The 21,113-nt window shown below is 64.5% G+C and carries 16 protein-coding genes and 1 riboswitch; of the genes, 13 read left to right on the forward strand and 3 right to left on the reverse strand.

The features are described 5' to 3' along the window. From B7449_RS09905 to htpG, 7 genes are all read left to right on the forward strand, one after another. A complete protein-coding gene (locus B7449_RS09905; RefSeq protein WP_039735527.1) occupies positions 1–3,978 on the forward strand; it encodes a cellulose synthase subunit BcsC-related outer membrane protein in 3,978 nt (1,325 codons plus the stop codon). Continuing rightward, positions 3,978–4,448, forward strand: coding sequence for a cellulose synthase operon protein D (locus B7449_RS09910; RefSeq protein ID WP_010513886.1), 471 nt, complete (start codon positions 3,978–3,980; stop codon positions 4,446–4,448). The genes B7449_RS09905 and B7449_RS09910 overlap by 1 nt, the downstream gene beginning before the upstream one ends. Before the next feature lie 224 nt (positions 4,449–4,672). After that, positions 4,673–6,874: a beta-glucosidase gene (locus B7449_RS09915; RefSeq protein ID WP_039735528.1), complete on the forward strand. Its 2,202-nt coding sequence runs from the start codon at positions 4,673–4,675 to the stop codon at positions 6,872–6,874. 8 nt (positions 6,875–6,882) lie between these two features. Further along, a complete protein-coding gene (locus tag B7449_RS09920; protein WP_039735529.1) occupies positions 6,883–7,551 on the forward strand; it encodes a hypothetical protein in 669 nt (222 codons plus the stop codon). A 206-nt stretch (positions 7,552–7,757) separates the two neighbouring features. After that, entirely contained in the window at positions 7,758–8,216 is a 459-nt protein-coding gene (locus B7449_RS09925; RefSeq protein WP_039735530.1) for a cupin domain-containing protein, read from the forward strand. Further along, complete coding sequence (locus B7449_RS09930; protein WP_039735531.1) at positions 8,213–8,842, forward strand: NUDIX hydrolase; 630 nt, start codon at positions 8,213–8,215, stop codon at positions 8,840–8,842. The genes B7449_RS09925 and B7449_RS09930 overlap by 4 nt, the downstream gene beginning before the upstream one ends. Positions 8,843–8,938: 96 nt before the next feature. Further along, on the forward strand, positions 8,939–10,825 hold the full coding sequence (gene htpG, locus B7449_RS09935) for a molecular chaperone HtpG (RefSeq protein ID WP_039735532.1): 1,887 nt from the start codon (positions 8,939–8,941) through the stop codon (positions 10,823–10,825). An 88-nt stretch (positions 10,826–10,913) separates the two neighbouring features. Here htpG and B7449_RS09940 read toward each other — a convergent pair whose 3' ends face one another. Continuing rightward, positions 10,914–11,756, reverse strand: coding sequence for a class I SAM-dependent methyltransferase (locus B7449_RS09940; RefSeq protein ID WP_039735533.1), 843 nt, complete (start codon positions 11,754–11,756; stop codon positions 10,914–10,916). An 80-nt stretch (positions 11,757–11,836) separates the two neighbouring features. After that, positions 11,837–11,984, reverse strand: a riboswitch (FMN riboswitch). Positions 11,985–12,193: 209 nt separating this feature from the next. On the opposite strand from B7449_RS09940, the gene mtnA reads away from it, so the two are divergent. The 3 genes from mtnA to B7449_RS09955 all read left to right on the forward strand — a co-directional run bounded on the left by mtnA (position 12,194) and on the right by B7449_RS09955 (position 16,132). After that, positions 12,194–13,285 (forward strand): S-methyl-5-thioribose-1-phosphate isomerase, encoded by a 1,092-nt coding sequence (gene mtnA / locus B7449_RS09945; RefSeq protein ID WP_039735589.1) that lies wholly within the window; start codon positions 12,194–12,196, stop codon positions 13,283–13,285. 135 nt (positions 13,286–13,420) lie between these two features. Continuing rightward, on the forward strand, positions 13,421–15,217 hold the full coding sequence (gene aspS, locus B7449_RS09950) for an aspartate--tRNA ligase (protein ID WP_039735534.1): 1,797 nt from the start codon (positions 13,421–13,423) through the stop codon (positions 15,215–15,217). Between the two features lie 9 nt (positions 15,218–15,226). Next, entirely contained in the window at positions 15,227–16,132 is a 906-nt protein-coding gene (locus tag B7449_RS09955; RefSeq protein WP_039735535.1) for an EipB family protein, read from the forward strand. Here B7449_RS09955 and B7449_RS09960 read toward each other — a convergent pair. Together B7449_RS09960 and B7449_RS09965 are read right to left on the reverse strand one after the other, a co-directional pair. After that, entirely contained in the window at positions 16,107–16,892 is a 786-nt protein-coding gene (locus tag B7449_RS09960) for an exodeoxyribonuclease III (protein ID WP_039735536.1), read from the reverse strand. The two genes, B7449_RS09955 and B7449_RS09960, sit on opposite strands and share 26 nt — an antisense overlap. Then, positions 16,889–17,254, reverse strand: coding sequence for a HesB/IscA family protein (locus tag B7449_RS09965; protein WP_039735537.1), 366 nt, complete (start codon positions 17,252–17,254; stop codon positions 16,889–16,891). The genes B7449_RS09960 and B7449_RS09965 overlap by 4 nt, the downstream gene beginning before the upstream one ends. A 127-nt stretch (positions 17,255–17,381) precedes the next feature. Here B7449_RS09965 and B7449_RS09970 point away from each other — a divergent pair, with 127 nt between their 5' ends. The 3 genes from B7449_RS09970 to B7449_RS09980 all read left to right on the forward strand — a co-directional run. Then, the gene (locus B7449_RS09970; protein ID WP_039735539.1) at positions 17,382–18,560 is read left to right on the forward strand and encodes a deoxyguanosinetriphosphate triphosphohydrolase; all 1,179 of its coding nucleotides are present in this window, start codon (positions 17,382–17,384) and stop codon (positions 18,558–18,560) included. Between the two features lie 108 nt (positions 18,561–18,668). Continuing rightward, complete coding sequence (gene argS, locus B7449_RS09975) at positions 18,669–20,474, forward strand: arginine--tRNA ligase (RefSeq protein WP_039735540.1); 1,806 nt, start codon at positions 18,669–18,671, stop codon at positions 20,472–20,474. Next, positions 20,471–21,113 (forward strand): hypothetical protein (locus B7449_RS09980; RefSeq protein WP_048883596.1); only part of this gene is annotated, 643 nt, incomplete at its 3' end. The genes argS and B7449_RS09980, both read left to right, overlap by 4 nt.

Here is a 21,113-nt window from a genome sequence, read left to right on the forward strand (position 1 = left end):
ATGAACAGACGATACGTCTTTTCGCTTTCTGCCGGCCTGCTTGCCAGCAGTTGCATGGGCGCGATGATGCCCGTGCCCGTTGCCCGCGCGCAGCAGGCGTCCACCGCCATGACCGGCGCGCAGGCCACCGGGGGGGCTGTCGCGCCACGGCAGATCCTGTTGCAGCAGGCACGTTTCTGGTTGCAGCAGCAGCAGTATGACAATGCCCGGCAGGCATTGCAGAATGCGCAGCGGATCGCCCCGGATGCCCCCGACGTGCTGGAAGTGCAGGGGGAATACCAGACGGCCATGGGCAACCGTGAAGCCGCGGCCGATACCCTGCGCCACCTGCAGCAGGTCGCACCGGGCAGTGTTGCGGCAAACAGCCTGAGTGACCTGTTGCACGAACGGTCCATCTCGACCGGCGACCTGTCGCATGTGCGTTCGCTTGCGGCCTCCGGTCACAATGCGGAGGCCGTTGCCGGGTACCAGAAGCTGTTCAATGGCGGCAGGCCCCCGCATTCCCTGGCGATCGAATACTATCAGACCATGGCTGGCGTCCCGGCTGACTGGGATCAGGCGCGTGCGGGCCTTTCGGGTCTCGTTGCGGCCAATCCGCAGGATTACCGGGCACAGCTCGCCTTTGCGCAGACGCTGACATATAACACCTCGACCCGTATGGAGGGGCTGGCGCGACTGAAGGACCTGCAGGGGTTCCGCACGCAGGCCCCCGTCGAGGCTGCGGCTGCCGCTCAGTCCTATCGGCAGACATTGAGCTGGCTGCCCGTCACGGCCGAGACGCAGCCGCTCATGCAGCAGTGGCTGGCGGCGCATCCTGATGATACGGCGCTGAAGGACCACATGCTTCACCCGCCGGGCGGTCCGCCGGACAAGGCCGGGCTGGCGCGTCAGGCAGGCTACCAGCAGCTTAATGCCGGGCGTCTGTCCGCAGCCGAGCAGTCGTTCCAGTCCGCGCTGCAGATCAATTCCCACGATGCGGATTCGCTGGGCGGGATGGGACTGGTCAGCATGCGTCAGGGTGATGCGGCTGAAGCGCGCCGTTATTTTCAGGAAGCGATGGCTGCGGACCCCAAGACGGCTGACCGCTGGCGCCCCGCGCTGGCGGGGATGGAAATCAGTGGTGATTACGCCGCTGTCCGCCAGCTGATCGCAGCCCACCAGTACACCGAAGCCAAGCAGCGCCTGACATCGCTGGCGCGTCAGCCGGGACAGTTCACCGGTGCGACCCTGATGCTGGCGGACCTGCAGCGTTCGACCGGGCAGATCGATGCATCCGAACAGGAATATCGGTCCGTTCTCGCGCGTGACCCCAATAACCAGCTGGCCCTGATGGGGCTGGCGCGGGTGGACATGGCGCAGGGCAACACGGCGGAAGCCCGCCAGCTGCTGTCGCGCGTCGGTCCGCAATACGCCACGGAAGTTGGCGAGATCGAGGTGACGGGCCTGATGGCCGCGGCATCGCACACGTCGGATTCGGCGCGCAAGGTTGCCATTCTGCGTGAAGCCATGACGCAGGCCCCGCGTGACCCGTGGGTGCGCATCAACCTGGCCAATGCCCTGCAGCAGCAGGGTGACGTGGCGGAAGCCGGGCGGGTCATGCAGCCGATCCTGGCCAATCCGGTTACGGCGCAGGACCGGCAGGCAGGCATCCTGTATACCTATGGCGCCGGAAATGACGCGGCGACCCGTCGCCTGCTGTCCGGGCTGTCGCCCGAGGACTATTCTCCGGCCATCCGTTCGATTGCCGAGGAAATGCAGATCAAGGAAGATCTGGCCAGCCGTCTGTCGATGGTGCCAAATCCAGTTCCCCTGATCCGTGAAGCGCTTGCCCCGCCTGATCCGACGGGCGCGCGCGGCGTGGCCGTGGCCGACCTGTTCCGCCAGCGTGGTGACATGATCCATGCCCGTATGGCCCTGCGTATCGCCTCGACCCGTACGATTGACCTGTCGCCGGATCAGCGGCTGGCCTACGCCACCGAATACATGAAGATCAGCAACCCGGTCGCCGCTGCCCGCCTGCTTGCGCCGCTGGGCGATGGCAGCGGGAGTGGAGCTGGCAATGCGCTGCTGCCGGAACAGCAGCAGACGCTCCAGCAGCTGCGCATGGGCATTGCCGTGGCGCAGTCCGACCTGCTGAACCAGCGTGGCGATCAGGCGCAGGCGTATGATCACCTGGCCCCCGCGCTGCGGGCGGACCCGGAGGCGACATCGCCCAAGCTGGCGCTGGCCCGTCTGTACAATGGCGAAGGCAAATCCAGCAAGGCGCTGGACATCGACCTGGCGGTGCTGCGCCATAACCCGCAGGATCTCGATGCCCGGCAGGCCGCCGTGCAGGCTGCGGTCAATAGTGGTCGCAAGAGTCTGGCCACCCATCTGGCGATGGATGGCGTGCAGGAAAGTCCGATGGATGCCCGCGCATGGCTGGGCATGGCCGTGGCGGATCAGGCGGACGGACATGGGCACCGGACCATTGCCGACCTGCGCCGGGCCTATGACCTGCGCCTGCAGCAGGTCGAGGGGGCCCGCTCCGCCTTCGGCCCGGCAGCGACCGAGGAAGAAGCGCTGGCGCCCCCTTCCAGCAATCCGTTCCGCCATCATGGCTACGGACGGCAGACGGAACTTGGCGCGCCGGTCACGGGTGGGTCCTACAGCATGGAAGCGACCTCACCCGAGGCTGCGGACCAGATGCTGTCTTCCATTTCCGGGCAGATCAATACCCTGCGTGAAAACCTTGCCCCGTCCATTGACGGTGGCCTCGGGTTCCGTTCGCGTTCGGGTGAACATGGCATGGGCCGCCTGACGGAAGCCAATATTCCCATCGTCGGCCGCCTGCCGCTGCAGGCGGGTGAATCCAGCCTGACCTTCTCGATCACGCCAACCATGATCTGGTCGGGTGACCTGAATACCGGTTCGGTCTATGACGTGCCCCGTTACGGCACCAACATGGCGACGCAGGCGTACAACCAGTACGTCAATTCCATGAACCAGAACAACAGCAGCAGCAGCCTGCGGACCCAGCAGATCCAGGGCGGGCAGGGTGAAGCGGGCTTCGCGCCGGATGTGCAGTTCAGCAATAGCTGGGTGCGGGCGGATGTCGGTGCCTCGCCGATCGGCTTCCCCATCACCAATGTGCTGGGTGGGGTCGAATTCTCGCCGCGTGTCGGGCCGGTGACGTTCCGTGTGAGTGCCGAACGCCGTTCGATCACCAACAGCGTCCTGTCCTATGGCGGCCTGCGTGACCCGAACTACAACTCGGCCCTGGGCCGTTACGCGCTGAACCATTATGGCAGCCAGCTTGCGTCGCAGTGGGGGCAGGAATGGGGTGGTGTCGTGACCAACCACTTCCATGGCCAGGTCGAGGCGACGCTGGGCAACACCATTCTGTATGGTGGCGGTGGTTATGCGATCCAGACAGGCAAGAACACGCGGAGCAATAACGAGCGTGAAGCCGGTATCGGCGCCAACACGCTGGTCTGGCACAACGCCAACATGCTGGTACGGATCGGTGTCAGCCTGACCTATTTCGGTTATGCCAACAACCAGGACTTCTATACTTATGGGCAGGGTGGCTACTTCTCGCCCCAGTCCTATTATTCGGCCACGGTTCCGATCCGTTACGCCGGGCAGCACAAGCGGTTGGACTGGGACGTGACCGGCAGCGTCGGCTACCAGGTGTTCCACGAACACTCTTCCCCATTCTTCCCGACATCCTCGCTGTTGCAGGCGGGGGCCCAGTACATTGCTGACTCGTATGTGCAGAATGCGACGGCCTCGGATTATCTGTCAGAGGAAACGGTAGACAGGGCCTATTATCCCGGGGATAGTATCGCTAGTCTTACGGGCGGTTTCAATGCTAGGGTAGGGTATCGATTTACACACAATCTTCGTCTTGATCTGTCGGGGCGCTGGCAGAAGGCCGGTAACTGGACTGAAAGCGGCGCCATGATTTCCGTACACTATCTTATTATGGACCAGTAATGACAACTTTCAACGCAAAACCGGACTTCTCGCTTTTCCTGCAGGCCCTGTCGTGGGAAATCGACGATCAGGCCGGGATCGAGGTCAGGAATGACCTGCTGCGCGAGGTCGGCCGCGGCATGGCTGGTCGACTGCAGCCGCCCCTGTGCAACACCATTCATCAGTTGCAGATCGAACTGAATGCCCTGCTGGGCATGATCAACTGGGGATATGTGAAGCTGGAACTGCTGGCGGAAGAACAGGCCATGCGCATCGTGCATGAAGACCTGCCGCAGGTTGGCAGCGCCGGCGAGCCCTCGGGCACCTGGCTGGCTCCGGTTCTGGAAGGGCTGTACGGCCGCTGGATCACGTCGCAGCCGGGTGCGTTTGGCGATTATGTCGTTACCCGCGATGTGGATGCGGAAGACCTGAATTCCGTCCCGACCCAGACCATCATCCTGTACATGCGTACCCGCAGCAACAGCAACTGACCGGATCTGTCCAGACCGCGCTGTTGCCGCATGACCCCGCCCACAGGCATGTACATGGCCTGCCGGCGGGGTTTTTTTACACCTTCTGGCCCAATTTCTCGTCCTGCCTTGCGCTAGATCATGCGGATTGCAGGGCGGGTGTTTCAGTAATTATGACCACAGCGGGCGGGGCCGTCCGGTTCGCATCCCTGCTGTCCTGACCATTATGATGAGGAGGCCGCCGCATGAAGCTGTCCCGCAAGATATTCCTGCTGTCCGCCGTGGCGTGCGGCATGATGGTGGCGCATGACGCCGCCCATGCCGCACATCATGCCCCGGGTGATCCGGCGGATGAAAAGGCGCGGCAGGTGCTGGCGCATATGAGCCCTGAAGACAAGATGTCCCTGCTGTTCAGCGTTGACGGCGGTGGGTTCAATGGCAGCGTCGCCCCGCCGGGCGGCCTTGGTTCGGCGGCCTATCTGCGCGCACCCGCGGGATCTGGCCTGCCGGACCTGCAGATTTCGGATGCGGGGCTTGGCATCCGCAACCCGGCCCATATCCGCAAGGACGGGGCGGCGGTTTCCCTGCCATCGGGGCTGTCCACCGCCAGTTCATGGGACATGGACATGGCGCGTGAGGCCGGGGCCATGATTGGCCGTGAAGCGTGGCAGAGCGGTTTCAACGTCCTGCTGGGCGGCGGGGCGGACCTGACCCGTGACCCGCGCGGTGGCCGCAATTTCGAATATGCGGGCGAGGATCCGCTGCAGACCGGGCGCATGGTCGGCAGCACCATTGCGGGCGTGCAGTCACAGCATGTGATTTCCACCCTCAAGCACTATGCGATGAACGATCTCGAGACATCGCGCATGACCATGAGTGCGGATATCGACCCCGTGGCCATGCGTGAAAGTGACCTGCTGGGCTTCGAGATCGCGCTGGAAACCGGGCATCCCGGTTCGGTCATGTGCTCGTATAACCGCGTCAATGACCTGTATGCGTGCGAAAACCCGTACCTGCTGAACACGACGCTGAAACAGGACTGGCATTATCCCGGCTTCGTCATGTCCGACTGGGGTGCGACCCATTCCTCCGCCCGCGCGGCGCTGGCCGGGCTGGATCAGGAATCGGCGGGCGACCATGCCGATGCACGTCCCTATTTCCAGACGCTGCTGGCAGCCGATGTGAAGGCGGGCCGCGTACCGCAGTCGCGTATTGATGATATGGCGCAGCGTATCGTCCGTTCGCTGTTCGCGCAGGGACTGGTTGACCATCCGTCGCAGCGTGCGCCGCTGGACGTGGTGACCGACACCCTTGTCGCCCAGCGTGACGAGGAAGAAGGCGCGGTCCTGCTGCGCAACGAAGGCAACGTCCTGCCGCTGGCCCCCACCGCGCGCATTGCGGTCATTGGCGGTCATGCGGATGTGGGCGTGATTTCGGGTGGCGGGTCCAGCCAGGTTGATCCCATCGGGGGCGAGGTGGTCAAGGGACCGGGCAAGAAGGACTGGCCGGGTGATCCGGTCTATTTCCCGTCCAGCCCGCTGAAGGCCATGCGGGCCGAGGCCCCGGCTGCGCATATTACCTATGATCCGGGCACGAATATCGCAGCCGCCGTCCGTGCCGCGCGCGCGGCCGATGTCGCCGTCGTATACGCCACGCAGTTCACTTTTGAGGGGATGGACGCGCCGAACATGCATCTGGATGGCAATGCGGATGCGCTGATTGCCGCCGTTGCCGCCGCCAACCCGCGCACCGTGGTGGTCATGGAGACCGGCGATCCGGTGCTGATGCCGTGGAACAGCAGCGTGGCAGGCGTGCTGGAGGCATGGTTCCCCGGTTCCGGAGGCGGCACGGCCATTGCGCGGCTGCTGTTTGGCAAGGTGGCGCCGTCGGGCCATCTGACCATGACCTTCCCGCAGGCTGAATCCCAGCTTGCCCACCCTGACATCGCAGGTGTGACCGCCAGCAACGTGTTCGAGATGCAGTTCCATACAGATCAGGAACTGGTTTACGACGAAGGCAGCGATGTCGGTTACCGCTGGTTCGACCGCAATCACCTCAAGCCGCTCTATCCGTTCGGCCATGGCCTGACCTACACCACCTTCGCCACCGATGGACTGGCGGCAGGGTATCACCACAAGCAGCTTACGGTGACGTTCAACGTGCGCAATACCGGCACGCGTCCGGGTGTGGATGTGCCGCAGGTCTATGTCGGACTGCCCGATGGTGGTGCGCGCAGGCTGGGGGGATGGCAGCGCGTCACCCTGGCACCGGGGGAAAGCCGTCAGGTCTCGGTGCAGGTCGATCCGCGCCTGCTGGCGCATTTTGATGGCAGGCATGACCGGTGGGCCATTCCTTCGGGCCGCTTCCGGGTCTGGCTGGGCACGTCGGCTGTGGATGACAGCCAGCAGGTCAGCATACATCTGCCCGCGCGCACGCTGGCGCCCTGAGGCACGGGATGAAGCGTTTCCTGCTGGCCATGGGGCTGTCGGGCGTGGGCATCCTGCCTGCATCCGGTGACTGCCTGGCGGCGGGTCTGCCTGATACCGCGCTGGATCGCGCCCGTGTGCTGCTGGCGGTGCAGGAACTGGAAATTACCCTGCTGACCCATCCCAGCGCGACTGTGGCGCTGGAGGACTGGTGCGCCCGCCATCACATGGCCGACAGGCCAGTGGTGGTCGCACGCAAGATGACCCTCACCGCGCCCGATCCCGTACCCGCGCGTGTACGGGCTGACCTTGCGGCCAGCGCCACGCAGCCCATACGCCACCGGCAGGTGCAGCTTGTCTGTGGCACCCATGTGCTGTCGGTAGCTGATAACTGGTATGTGCCCGACCGGCTGACGGCGGGCATGAACGCCACGCTGGATGGGACGGATGCCGCATTCGGGCATGTGGTCGCGCCCCTGCATTTTTCGCGTGACCGGCTGGAATTCACCCGGCTGTGGTCCCCGTGGCCCGGCAGCCTGCATGACGCGCCGGGTATGATCACGCCGCCTGCGCAGATCGTGCGCCAGCGCGCGGTGCTGCGCGATGCGCATGGTCAGCCCTTTAGCGAGGTGGTGGAGACCTATACGGACCAGACCCTGTCGTTCATGCCCGCAATGGACACGGATTACGCGCATTAAGGCTGGTGGCGCAGCGTCGCGCTGCCCGGCACATCCATTGATGGAAAAAATAAAAGTTTTCGGATGCCGCCTTTTTTCCAAAAAACGACGTTTTCCAAAGCGTTTTGGAAATGGCTCTTCCGCAAGCGTTCTGATGATTGCCGGATGGCGTCCGGGAAGAATTTTTAAATGATTTCAAATCCTTATGCCCGGAGTACGAATTCAGCATGATCGATCTGCGTGATCCCTCCATCCCGGCGGAACGCGTGCGGCAGGCGCTGGGTCTGCACCCCCATCCCGAAGGCGGAAGCTACCGCGAGATATGGCGCGACACCCCGTCCGATGGCCCGCGTGGCGCGGTATCCACCATCATGTTCCTGCTGGCGGCGGAAGAGCGGTCGCACTGGCACCGGGTTGACGCAGCGGAAATCTGGTGCTGGCAGGGGGGGAGTCCGCTGATGCTGGAAATCGCCCCGCGTGCCGGCAGCCCGATTGAACGTGTCACCCTTGGCCCGCTGCCCGAACAGGGGCAGGTAATGCAGGCTGTGGTGCCGGCAGGTGCCTGGCAGGCGGCATCCACTGTTGGGGCATGGAGCCTGATGGGCTGCCAGGTTGCGCCGGCTTTCATATTCAGCAGCTTCGAACTGGCCCCGCCGGGCTGGTCACCACAGGGAGAGGCAGAATGACATTTCCCAAATGGCTGGTCTGGGCGCGGGACCTGCAGGCACTGGCCCAGAGCGGCCTGACCTATGCCGAAAGCCCCTTTGACCGTGAGCGTTATGAGAGCATAAGGCAGATCTCGGCCGAGATGATGGCGGCAGGCAGCCAGGCCGATATGGAGCGGGTGCTGGACCTGTTCACCCGGCAGGACGGGTACGCCACGCCCAAGATCGCGGTGCGGGCCGCCGTGTTTGATGAACGCCGGCGGATCCTGCTGGTGCGCGAAGTGCTGGACCATGACCGCTGGACACTGCCCGGTGGCTGGGCGGACGTGAACCTCAGCCCGGTGGAAAACACGGTCAAGGAAGTGCGCGAGGAAAGCGGGTATGATGTCCGTGTTACCCGGCTGGCCGCCGTGTGGGACCGCGACCGGCAGGATCACCCGCCCGCGCCGTTTTCATGCTACACGCTGTATTTCATATGCGAACTGACCGGCGGGCAGGCGCGGACCAGTGTCGAGACATCCGAAATCGGCTGGTTCGGCCCCGATGAAATCCCTGCGGACCTGTCCCATGGCCGCGTCCTGCCACAGCAGATCGCCCGCATGTTCGACCATGTCCGCAACCCTGGGCTGCCGACGGATTTTGACTGAGCGCTCCCGCACGCAGGCCATTGAAAACGCCGCGAAGATTTCCATATTCATTACAAATTGAAACCTGATGGTATTTCACGGACATAAGGACCGGCAATGACGGAACACACAACCACAGCCCAGCCCGAAGCAACGGGCGAACAGCATGAATTCAGCGCCGAGGTCGGCCGCCTGCTCGACCTTGTGGTGCATGCGCTTTATTCCGAACGCGAGATCTTCCTGCGTGAACTGGTGGCCAATGCGGCGGACGCCACCGACAAGCGCCGGTTCGAGGCGCTGACCGATGGCGCGCGTGCGCTGCCCGATGATGCGAAGATCCGCATCAACCCCGACAAGGACGCCCGCCTGCTGACCATAAGCGACGATGGCGCGGGGATGAGCAAGGAAGACCTTGCCCGCAACCTTGGCACCATCGCGCGTTCCGGCACCCGCGCCTTTGGCGAGGAACTGGCCAATGCGAAGCCCGAGGACAAGCCGAGCCTGATCGGACAGTTTGGCGTGGGCTTTTATGCCGCGTTCATGGTGGCGGACCGGGTGGACGTGATCTCGCGTCGTGCGGGCAGCGAGGACGCATGGCGCTGGTCCTCCACCGGCAAGGGCAACTACACGATCAGCCCGGCGACCCGTGACAGGGCGGGCACCGACATTATCCTGCACATCAAGGAAGATGCGAATGACTTCCTTGATTCGTGGCAGCTTGAAACCATCGTGCGGAAATGGGCTGATCACATTTCGTGGCCGATCACCATCGTCAAGGATGACGGGGAAGAGGCCTCGGCCAACAAGGGCACGGCGCTGTGGCGCAAGCCGCGTGGCGAAATTGATGAAGAACAGCTGAACGAGTTCTATCGCCACGTCAGCCATAACTTCGACACGCCATGGGCCACGCTGCACTGGCATGCCGAGGGGATGCTGGAATTCTCGGCCCTGCTGTTCATTCCCGGCAGCAAGCCGTTCGAATTTGCCGAACCGGTGCGTGAAAGCCAGATCCGCCTGCATGTCCGCCGCATGTTCATCACCGATGATGCCGGGCTGCTGCCGCCGTGGCTGCGCTTTGTGACCGGCGTGGTGGATACCGAGGACCTGCCGCTGAACGTCTCGCGCGAAATGCTGCAGGCGACGCCGGTGCTGGCGCGCATCCGCAAGGCCGTGACCAACCGCGTGATCTCGGAACTCAAGACCCGCAGCAAGGATGAGGCGGATTTCGAGACGTTCTGGGATAATTTTGGCCCGACCTTCAAGGAAGGCATCTGGGACGACGCCGAACACCGCACGGAACTGGCCGCCATCGCGCGTTTCAGGTCCAGCACGCAGGACGGCTGGACCACGCTGGATGCGTATCTGGAGCGCAGGAAGCCCGAGCAGGAAGCCATTTACTACCTGACTGGCGATCGCACGGAAATGCTGCCGTCCTCGCCGCAGCTTGAAGGTTTCCGCGCCCGCGGGATCGAGGTGCTGCTGCTGTCCGATCCGGTGGATTCCTTCTGGCCCGACCGTCTGGGCGTGTACAAGGATACGCCGCTGCGTAATATCAGCCAGTTCCATACCGATCTGGAAAAGTTTGGCGCGCCGGAGGAAACGCAGGCTGAAAAGGACGCGCTGGATGTCATCATTCCCGCGCTGAAGGACGCGCTGGGTGACGCGGTATCGGACGTGAAGGGCACCAACCGCCTGGTCAGCAGCGCCGTGGTGCTGGCGGCCCCCGAATCCGGGCCGGACCTGCAGATGATCCGGCTTATGAAGCGCAGCGGCCAGCAGGTGCCCGATACGGCGCCGGTGCTGCAGGTCAACCCCGCGCACCCGCTGATCGCGGACCTTGCGACCCGCGTGAAGAATGGCGACCCGGTGCAGGATATTGCCCTGACGCTTATGGACATGGCCCGCATCCAGGACGGCGAAAGCCCGAAGGACCCGACCGGCTTTGCCCAGCGCCTGACCACGATCCTGACCCGTCTTCCGCTGTCCGACGGTCCGCAGGGCTGATCCCGCGCGATTTTGTCAGACCACTAACTGTCCCGCCATGCACGCCGCATGGCGGGACGGTTTCGTTATGGGGACAGCAAACGCGACCTTAGTCTTTCGTCTCGTGATTACGGCGCTGCGGGGCGTGTGCGGCATCCGGCTTCATGGCCACAAGGATCAGCATGGGGGGCCGCCGCACGGTGTCTTCCAGGTCTGGACGTTCGCGTAACCGCTCGGCGGTGGGTTGCGGTTCGGCCAGATGCCGGAGCTGAAAGCCCGCATCCAGCACGGTGTTGACGTAGGTTTCCATCGTGCGGTGGTATTTTATGACCCCGTCGACAAACCATGACGTACTGCGCGCGCCCTGCTGCTGATAGTGGTCGAGTGGCCAGTGCAGCCTGTGGCCGTCCGCATCGTGTATCCAGCCTGTGGGGTTGGCGGTGCAGACGGGGTGCTCCACTGAAAAGACAAGCAGCCCGCCGGGCCTGAGGCTGTCGAACACGCGGCGGACCACGGTCGCGTAATCCGCGATGTAATGCAGGGCGAGGGACGACACCACGAGGTCGAATGCCGCTGGCTGCACCGCACGGTCCTCGATGGACCCGTGGACATAGGTGATGGCCGCATCGTGCGTCAGTGCCCGTGCGGCTTCGATCATTTTCAGCGATACATCCAGCGCGGTGACCGTGGCCGCACCCTGTTCGCGGGCATAACGGGCGAAATCCCCGAACCCGCATCCAAGGTCGAGTACGGCCCTGCCATGCAGGTCGGGCAGCAGGGCGCGTATCGCCGGGATTTCCAGCGCACCGTTCAGTCCCGTGTCCTTTTCACGCAGGGTGCGGTACCCCTCAAAAAAACGCGGATTGTCATAAATGTTCTGGGGGGACGGCCTCGCCGTGTCTTTTGCCTCGCCCGGTGGCGTGGAATCATGGTAATCGGGTGCTGATGTCATGATGGATGTCTCCCTTGGTGGACCCGGTGGTCATCCAAGGCGATCACGGGCGGGCACCGACCCGCATGGGCCGTGCAGCCGCCAGTTCTCTTTTATCCGGACTGTCACCGTCGGCCCTGGCATTGCACCAGATCTGCTTGACCCCGGCCCGAAGGCCGGGCGCTCGCGGGCTTCAGGCGGTTGCCTGTTACCGCCGGTAGGGACTTTCACCCCGCCCTGAGAACACAGGCGGTCAGGATAAAGGCGGGGCCGTATCCGGCGCAAGCCTGTGGAACCGTCCGTGATCCGGTTGTATGATGGAAGACGACCGCAGGACCGGCGGCCTGCCGGTGTAAAAAAGTGATGTATCGGGGGCAGGGGCTTGAATAACGGCCTGCTGAATGTTTCCCTACGCCCCCTTTTGTGTGTTCTGGTTTTTGGATGGCGGCAAGTATTATATGAAAATTGATAACGTCTCTTATCGCAGCGTATGGGTGGATGCGGATGATGGGTGGTCGGTCCATATCTTTGACCAGACCCGTCTGCCCTGGTCGCTTGATATCCTGCGCCTGACTGAACGCGACCAGGTGGCGCACGCCATCCGCAGCATGCAGGTGCGTGGCGCGCCGCTGATCGGTGCGGTCGCGGCCTATGGTCTGGCGCTGGCACTGCGGTGCGATAGCAGTGACGCCGCCATGGAACGTGATGCGGCGCTGCTTGCGGCCACCCGGCCCACGGCGGTCAACCTGGCCTGGGCGATCCGGCGCATGCTGACGCGCCTGCGCCTGACCGTGCCCGCGGACCGTGTGGCGGCGGCATATGACGAAGCCGGGCGCATCTGTGATGAAGACGTGATCCAGAATGAAGCCATCGGACGGCAGGGCCTTGAACTGATCGAGGAGATCGCAGGCCGCCGTCCCGGTCCGGTCAACATCATGACCCACTGCAACGCGGGCTGGATCGCAACCGTGGACTGGGGCACCGCGCTTGCGCCAATCTACATGGCGCATGACCGTGGCATTGACGTGCATGTGTGGGTGGATGAAACGCGCCCGCGCAATCAGGGCGCATCGCTGACGGCATGGGAACTGGGCCGCCACGGGGTGAAGCATACCGTCATTGCCGATAATGCCGGTGGCCACCTGATGCAGCATGGCCAGGTGGACATGGTGATCGTGGGCACTGACCGCGTGACCCGTACGGGCGACGTGGCGAACAAGATCGGCACGTATCTCAAGGCGCTGGCGGCGCATGACAATGGCGTGCCCTTCTGGGTGGCGCTGCCGTCCACCACCATTGACTGGTCCATTAGCGATGGTGTGAAGGAAATCCCCATCGAGGAACGCAGCGGCCGCGAAGTCACCCACATTCAGGGGCGTGATGAAGGCGGCGCCGTGACGGCGGTGCAGCTTGTGCCCGATGGCAGCACTGCCGCCAATCCGGCGTTTGACGTCACGCCTGCGCGGCTTGTGACCGGGCTGATTACCGAACGTGGCCGCTGCCCCGCCACGGCGGACGGATTGTGCGACCTGTTCCCCGAATACGTGTAGGCTGCGGCCCCGCAGGCCGGGGCTGTTCACCTATAACCTTGACAGGCGCGGGCGGGATTGGCTTTGTCGCGCCTGCAACCGGGTGTGGCCCCTTCAGGCGCATCCCCCAAAATTTGGTAGAATCAGGACAAGATCATGCATCCCTATCGTACCCATAGCTGTGCGGCCCTGCGGGCAGCCGACGCCGGGCAGACGGCCCGCCTTTCCGGATGGGTACACTCCAAGCGCGATCATGGCGGCCTGCTGTTCATCGACCTGCGTGACCATTTCGGCATGACGCAGATCGTGATCCCCGCAGGCTCCCCCGTGCTGGAAACGGCGGAACGCGTGCGCGTGGAAAGCGTGCTGACAGTTACGGGCGAAGTCGTGCTGCGTGATGGCGCGACCAAGAACCCGAACCTGCCCACCGGTGAAATCGAACTGCGCGCGCGTGAGATCGCGGTCCAGTCCAGCGCCGACGTGCTGCCGCTGCAGGTGGCGGGTAATGAACATTACCCCGAGGACCTGCGCCTGACCTACCGCTACATCGACCTGCGGCGTGAAAAGGTGCATCGCAACATCATGCTGCGCGCGCAGGTGATCGCCAGCCTGCGCAGGCGGATGACGGATATGGGCTTCGTGGAATTCCAGACCCCGATCCTGACCGCGTCCTCGCCCGAGGGCGCGCGCGACTTCCTCGTGCCCGCGCGTATGCACCCCGGCAAGTTCTATGCCCTGCCGCAGGCCCCGCAGCAGTTCAAGCAGCTGGCGATGGTGGCGGGCTTTGACCGCTATTTCCAGATCGCACCGTGCTTCCGTGACGAAGCCGCCCGTGCGGACCGTTCCCCCGGTGAGTTCTATCAGCTTGATTTCGAAATGGCGTTCGCGACGCAGGAAGACGTGTTCGCAACCCTTGAGCCGGTGATGGAAGGCGTGTTCCGCGAATTCGGCGGTGGCCGCATTGTCAGCGAAGGGCCGTTCGAGCGGATTCCCTACGCCACCGCCATGGAAGTCTATGGCAGCGACAAGCCCGACCTGCGCAACCCGCTGAAGCTGTCGGACGTGACCGAAGCCTTCGCCGGTTCCGGCTTTGGCCTGTTTGCGCGTATCGCAGCCGACGGCGGCCAGATCCGCGCCATTCCCGCCCCCGGCGCGGGCGACCGCCCGCGTGCGTTCTTTGACAAGCTGAACAGCTGGGCGCGCGAATCCGGTGCCGGTGGCCTGGGCTACATCATCTTCGCCGAAGAAGGCGGCAAGGGCCCGATCGCCAAGAACCTCGAAGCCGACCGGATCGAGGCCATCCGCGCCAGGACCGGGCTGAAGGCGGGTGACGCCGTGTTCTTCGTGGCTGGCAAGGGCGATGAAATGGTCAAGTTCTCGGGCGCCGTGCGCACGCGCGTTGCGACCGAACTGGACCTGATCGAACAGAACGCCTTCCGCTTCTGCTGGATCACGGATTTCCCGATGTACGAGCGTAACGAGGAAACGGGCGAGATCGATTTCTCCCACAACCCGTTCTCCATGCCGCAGGGTGGCATGGATGCGCTGCAGAACCAGGACCCGCTGACCATCAAGGCCTTCCAGTACGATATCGTGTGTAACGGGATCGAACTGTCCTCGGGCGCGATCCGTAACCACCAGCCCGACGTGATGATCCGCGCTTTCGAGATCGCGGGCTATCCGGCAAGCGAGGTCGAGGCCCGGTTTGGCGGCATGCTCAACGCCTTCCGTTATGGCGCGCCGCCGCATGGCGGTTCGGCGCCGGGCGTGGACCGTATCGTGATGCTGCTGGCTGATGAGCCGAACATCCGTGAAGTGATTCTGTTCCCGCTCAACCAGCAGGGCGAGGATCTGATGATGGGCGCGCCTGCCCCGGTCGAGCCGCAGCGGCTGAAGGAACTCTCCCTTGCCCTCGACCTGCCGCGTCCCAAGCCCGGTCAGGCCAGGAACTGAGCCTGCGGCATGCCGACCGATGCACCTGCCGCCCCGATATCGCGTGCCGTGCAGCACGGGGTGCCAGTGGGGCGGTGCGTGATGGTGGGCATGACGCTGGCATGCCTGTGGCGCAGCATGCCGGTGCAGGCTGCCCCGGTCATGGCCGCCCATCGTGCGGTGTATGACCTGACGCTGGTGTCGGTCAGTGGCGGCGACGTTGTCACTGCGGAGGGCAGGCTGACCTTCGTCCTGTCCGACATGTGTTCGGAATGGTCCTCGCAGCAGCAACTGCACCTGCGCACCGTGGGGCGTGACGGGGCGGAATCGGTCAGTGATTCGGATTATGCCGTGCTGGAGGAAAAGGACGGCTCATCCCTCGTATTCCGTGCCGACCAGACGGAAAATGGACAGCCCGCCCCCCGTATCGCGGGGGAGGCCCATATGCACCCCACCGGCGGAAAGGTGCATTATACCGCCCCCGTGGCCCATGACGTGACGCTGCCTGCCGGGACGCTGTTTCCTGTGGCGCATACGGCGGCAATCATTCAGGCGGGACAGGACGGACGGGGACAGATCGCGCCCTTCCTGTTTGACGGCACGGTGGATACCGGTGCGCTGGGGACCTATGTGCTGCTGCTGGGGCGCGATACGCAGCCGGTGGCGGGTACGTTCCCAGTCCTTGCCACGCTTGCGGCGCAGCGGGTGCATGTCGCCTATTACAACACCACCACCCGCGACATGACCCCGGTGTTCGAGACGGGCGTGCGCTATTTCACCAATGGCGTGGCCGACCAGGTCGATATGGATTTCGGGCAGTTCCGCATGTCGGGCACATTGCGCGAATTCCGCCTGCTACCGGTGCCCGACCACTGCCCGGTGCCCGGTGGGGCACCGGGGCATGGTGGTGTCAGCCCGTCGCATCCGCCAGCGTAACCGCCAGCGGCACATGGTCGGATGGCTGTGGTCTGCCCCGTTCGTCACGGGCGGGCAACGCTGTCAGCAGCCGCTCGGCCACGCGGGGGGACAGCAGGGCATGGTCAATGCGCAGCCCGCTGTCACGCTGCCATGCCGCCGCCTGATAGTCCCAGAATGTATAGAACCGTCCCACCGGGTGCAGCGCGCGCAGGGCATCGGTCAGCCCCAGCCAGAGCAGGCGGCGGAAGGCGGCGCGGCTCTGCGGGCGGACCAGGGCGTCATCGGGGGACAGTGCGCCGGGGGCATGGTCCTCATCGGTGGGGCAGACGTTGTAATCGCCCAGCAGGATAAAATCCTGCCCGGCCTGCAGCATGCCATGCGCATGAAGTGCCAGCGCCTCCATGAACGCCAGTTTGGAGTCGTAGCCCGTACTGCCGCCGGAATTGCCGTTGGGCAGGTACAGGTTGCCAAACACCAGCCCGCAGCTGCGGATTTCCACATAGCGCGCCTGCGCCGGGTCGGTTTCCCAGCCGGGCAGGGCGGTGTGCGTGACGTCGTGCGGGTGGCGGGTCAGGATGGCGACGCCGTTATAGCTTTTCTGTCCCACCACAATGCTGTCGTAGCCCGCCGCTTTGAAAACATCGACGGGGAAGATCTCGGTAGCGCACTTGATTTCCTGCAGCGCCAGCACGTCGGGCTGCTCGCGTGCCAGATAGTCCAGCACATGATCCTGACGCTGGCGGATGGAATTGACGTTCCAGGTCGCGAATTTCATCATTCGACCGAAAAGCTCGTGCCACATCCGCATGATGACGCGGCGTTGGGATTGCGCACGGTAAAGTGCGCGCCCATCAGGCTGTCATCAAAATGCAGTTCCGCCCCGTTCAGCAGGTCCATGCTGGCCGGATCGACCACCACGCGGACCGTTCCGGCCGGAATCACGATATCATCGGACCGGCTTTCATGATCCAGCGCGAATTTGTACTGGAACCCGTTGCACCCCCCGGCCTCGACCGATACCCGCAATGCGGGTTCCCCGGCGGGCGAGGCAGGCTGTTCATCCAGTATTTCACGCAGGCGGCGGGCCGCCGCATCCGATACGCGGAAGCTGTCGGTGGACGGGGTGGGGGGCACGGACATCGGGTTTCACCATGATCAATGGCACGCCACCCTGCGGGACCATGTTGGCCACAGGCGGCGCGCGGGTTATGGATGGGCGGCGGCATCATCACGTGCCGTTCCATCCATGGCTGGATCCTGACCTTATATGAGCACTGCACCCTATGCTGTCCAGACCGCCACGGCCCGTGGCAGGCTCTATCCCGAAGCCGAGGCCCCGACCCGCAGCCCATGGCAGCGCGACCGCGACCGGGTGCTGCATTCGGCGGGGTTTCGCACGCTGCAGTACAAGACGCAGGTCTTCCTTAACCACGAAGGCGATTTTTTCCGCACCCGCCTGACCCATTCGCTGGAAGTGGCGCAGGTTGCCCGCTCCATTGCGCGCAGGATGGGGCTGGAGGAAGACCTGACCGAAGGCCTGGCGCTGGCCCACGACCTTGGCCACACTCCCTTTGGCCATGCGGGGGAGGAAGCGCTGTCCACCGCCATGAAGCCCTGGGGCGGGTTCGACCACAATACGCAGTCCCTGCGGCTGGTGACGTTGCTGGAACGGCGGTATTTCGCCTTTGATGGCCTGAACCTGACATGGGAAATGCTCGAAGGGCTGGCCAAGCATAACGGGCCGGTGGACCATCCCACGCCCTATGTGGCGGATTATGCCGCCCGGCACGGGCTGGAACTGGGCAGCTATGCCTCGGCGGAGGCGCAGGTCGCGGCCCTGTCCGATGATATTGCCTACCATGCCCACGACCTTGATGACGGGCTGCGCGCGGGCCTGCTGCATATCGAGGATCTGGAAACCCTGCCCGTCGTGCGCGAGGCGCTGGCCGATGCGCGCGCGGCCCAGCAGCAGGCTGGCTGCCATGCCGGCAATAACGATCCCCGCCTGCGGCATGAAACCATCCGGCGCGTCATCAACACGCTGGCCATGGACCTGATCGGCCAGACCCAGCGCAACCTTGAACGCCTGATCCCGACCTGTTCCGATGACATCCGCCATGCCGCCCGCCCCGTAGTGGCGTACAGTCCGGAAATCGCGGCCGCCAATCTGGAAATCCGCAAATTCTTGTATGCGCGGCTGTACCGGCACTGGCGGGTCAACCGCATGACGCGCAAGGCGCGGCTGACGGTCGAATCGATTTTCGCCATCCTGTCGGAAAACATGACCCTGCTGCCCGATGGCACGCGGGAGCCAGCACTTGCCGCGCGCGACGGTGGCGACATGGCAGGTGCATGCCGCGTGGTGGCGGATTATATTGCCGGGATGACCGATCGCTGCGCGATGGAAGAATATCGACGGTTGACGGACCTGTCCTCGCCGGGGTGAAACACGCCCATCGCATTTATCCGATTGCCTGCCGTTCTGGTATCACGGCAGGCCCGTCCTGCCGGGCCTGAGGGTCCGTTTACTGTTTTTGTTGGGAAACCGTGCCGCATGTCAGACAGTCTGTTCGTCCGTTACCTTACGCATGTGCGCGCAGCACTGGGCCGGATCGTGCCCGACCTGCCGCCTGCGCTGCTGGACCGGGTGGAGGTCACCCCCACGCGTGACCCGGCCCATGGCGATCTGGCGACCAATGCGGCGCTGGTCGTGTCCAAGGCGGCACGCCGTCGCCCGGCGGACATCGCGGCCGAACTGGTGACGGCGCTGGCGGATGTGCCCGGCATCGCACATGCGGAAGTGGCTGGCCCCGGCTTCGTCAACATGCGCCTGGCCCCGGCCGTGTGGCAGGACGTGGCGCGCAACGTCCTGAAGGTGGGTGAGGATTACGGCGCCAGCACCGCGGGACGCGGCGTGAAGGTGAATGTGGAATACGTGTCCGCCAATCCCACCGGCCCGATGCATGTGGGCCATTGCCGTGGGGCCGTGGTGGGTGACGTGCTGGCCAACCTGCTGATCAAGGCGGGATACGAGGTCACGAAGGAATATTACATCAACGACGCCGGGGCGCAGGTCATCGCCCTGGCATGGGCGACCTACTGGCGCTACCTGCAGGCACTGGGCACGAGCGTGACCGAGGACGAATTCGCCGCTGTCGTGCCCGGTGGCGCGATCCAGTACGGTGGTGATTATCTGGTGCCGGTGGGAGAGGCGCTGGCCCGCGAGCATGGCGACCGTCTGGCCGCCCCCGGCCTGAAGCCCGCCGATCCCGCCATGTGGCTGGAGACGGTGAAGCGCAAGGCGGTCGATACCATGATGGCCATGATCCGCGAGGATCTGGCGGCCCTTGGCGTGCATCATGATGTCTTCACCAGCGAGGCGAAGATCCTTGCCGATGGCGAAACCGACCGTGCTATAGCGGAACTGGAAAGAAAGGGCCTGATCTACGAAGGCGTTCTGGAACCGCCCAAGGGCAAGCTGCCCGATGATTGGGAAGCGCGCCCGCAGACACTGTTCCGCTCCACCGGGTTCGGGGATGACGTGGACCGCCCGCTGCGCAAGTCTGATGGCTCGAACACCTATTTCGCCAACGACATCGGCTATCATGCCGACAAGATCCGCCGGGGCGCCGATGTGCTGGTGGATGTATGGGGGGCGGACCACGGCGGCTACGTCACCCGCATGAAGGCGGCGGTTTCGGCGCTGGCGACGGACGGGCGGCCGGTGCTGGACGTGCTGCTGTGCCAGATCGTGCGTATCGTGCGCGACGGGCAGCCGGTGCGCATGTCCAAGCGTGCGGGCACCTTCGTCACCCTGCGCGACCTGATTGATGAAGTCGGGCGCGATGCCGTGCGCTTTACCATGCTGACCCGCAAGGCGGACGCGCAGATGGAATTCGATCTGGATCAGGTCGTGGCGCAGAGCCGCGATAACCCGGTCTTCTATGTGCAGTACGCCCATGCGCGGTGCTGTTCCGTCCTGCGGTCGGCGGCGGGCATGGCCAATGAGGGAAAGATTCCGGGGGGCATCACGCCCGCGGAACTGGCGGATGTGGACCTGTCGGGCCTGACGTCGGATGCGGAACTGGCGCTGCTGCAGCGCATGGCGCAGTGGCCGCGCATGGTCGAATCGGCGGCCAGCGCGCATGAACCGCACCGTATCGCGTTCTACCTCAACGAACTGGCGTCCGATTTCCATGCCCTGTGGAACCGGGGGCGCGATGATGCGACCCTGCGCTTCCTGCAGGAAGATGATGTCGCCACCACCCGCATGAAGCTTGCCCTTGTCGAGGCTACGGCAACCGTGCTGCGATCGGGTATGAAAGTGCTCGGCGTACAGCCGGTCGAGGAGATGCGATGAGCCCTGACACCACGCCCCCCAACGTCCCCCCTGACAACAGGGGCGACAACCCGCCCGCGCCCGATCCCTATGCCGCACCCAGGGGGCGGGAGCGCATGGGGACCGATTCCAACGCCGACCTGAAGGCCGGCACCCCGATGGAGCCGGCAGATGACGCGCAGACGCGTCCCGCCCGCCGCGCGGGCCGTGGTGGTTTCGATTTCAGGGCCCTGCTGTCGCGCGTGGCGGGCAGCAGCCTGCTGGGTGATGATCCGCTGACGCGCAAGCTGGTCTATGGCGCGGCGGGACTGGGTGGCGTGCTGGTGGTGGCGATTGGCGGATGGTCGCTGTTTGGCCACCATCAGGGCGGGATTCCCGTTCTGGGGCCGCCTCCCGGCCCGGTGCGCGTCAAGCCCGCCGATCCGGGCGGGATGCAGATACTGGGCGCAGGCGACGGCATGCCTGCGGATGGCGGTGTAATGCGCCTGTCCCCGCCGCCGGAACAGCCGCAGCCCGACGCCATGGCCCGCCAGTACGGACAGGTAACGGGTGAGGGAGAACCCACGCCCGCACCGGCGCAGGCCCCCCCGTCCGCCGCCCCCGCCACGCCACCAGCGGCGCAGACGCAGGCCGACACGCCCGCGCCGCCCCAGCCAGCCG

This window comes from Komagataeibacter intermedius TF2 (assembly GCF_000964425.1).
In the GTDB taxonomy this organism is placed as follows: Bacteria; Pseudomonadota; Alphaproteobacteria; order Acetobacterales; family Acetobacteraceae; genus Komagataeibacter; species Komagataeibacter intermedius.